General features: G+C 67.1%; 2 protein-coding genes. Both read right to left on the reverse strand.

The annotated features are described in order from the left end of the window. Positions 1–280: GntR family transcriptional regulator (locus AC1D00_RS42015; RefSeq protein WP_477014761.1), on the reverse strand; the 280-nt coding region annotated here is incomplete at its 3' end. A gap of 6 nt (positions 281–286) precedes the next feature. Continuing rightward, the coding region (locus AC1D00_RS42020) for an aromatic ring-hydroxylating dioxygenase subunit alpha (RefSeq protein WP_477014762.1) at positions 287–1,179 on the reverse strand (893 nt) is incomplete at its 5' end.

Genomic DNA, 1,179 nt, shown 5'->3' on the forward strand with positions numbered 1-1,179 from the left:
CTTCCAGCGTGCCGCGCAGCTCGATGGAGTCGGAGATGTCGCGCTCGGAGAACGCCTTCACCATGAAGCCGCCGGAGGGGATCGCCTCCAGCAGGCCCTCCTCCTCCAGCCGCACCAGCGCCATGCGCACCGGCGTGCGCGAGGCGCCCGTCGTCTCCACCGCCTGAAGCTCGGAGATGCGCTCGCCGGGACGCAAGGAGCCCGACAGGATCTGGTCGCGCAGCGCGAGCTGCGCCTTCACGGTCTGCGAGACGGAGCGGTCAACCTCGCGCTCGGCCATGTCAGCTTACTCCGCGGCCTGAAGGTGCTGCGGCGCGTTTTCCTTCGCCACCATCTTGTCGATCAGCTTGCGCGTCCACATCGCGCCGGCGTCGATGTTGAGGTTGTAGAAGACGCGATCGGGGTTCTCGTCCATCGCGCGCTGCTGCGCTTCGAGGATCAGCTCGTCCTCGTGGAAGATGCCGGAGACGCCTTCGCGGATCTCGGTGGTGATGCGCTGCTCGCCGATCTGATAGTTGCGGACGAAGGCCCAGAAGTAGTGACAGGTCTTCTCGGTCTCCGGCGTGATGGTGTTGAGCACGAAGCCGTTGACGCCCTGCGAGCGGTCGCCTTCCGGCGCGCCGGTGCCTGTCAGCGCCACGCCGACGTCGATGGCGATGGTGCATGGCGCCTCGAAGCGGATGATCTGCCAGCGATCGACGAGGCCGGGCTTGCCGAGCTGCTTGGCCCAGAACGGCGGCGCCTCGATGCCGCGCATCCAGCGCGTCACGGTGACCGTCTTCTCGCCATGGGTGACGTCGAACGGCGCTTCGGCGACCGCGTCGTTGCCGATCGAGGAGCCGTGCACGAAGGTCTCGTGCGTGAGGTCCATGWGGTTGTCGAGCACGAGACGGTAGTCGCAATTGACGCGGATGGTCTTGCCGTCGCCGGCCCAGGCCGGATCGTGATTCCAGTGCATGTCGGGCACGAGCGCGGGATCGGCCAGCGCGGGATCGCCCATCCAGAGCCAGATGTAGCGGTGGCGCTCGACCACGGGATAGGCGCGCACGCAGGCCGAGGGATTGATGGTCTCCTGCGAGGGCATGAAGGTGCAGCGCCCCTGCGCGTTGTACTTCAGGCCGTGATAGCCGCAGACGACGGTGTCGCCTTCGAGCCGTCCCTTCGACAGCGGCACCAGGC

This window comes from Bradyrhizobium sp. P2_E8 (assembly GCF_056403875.1).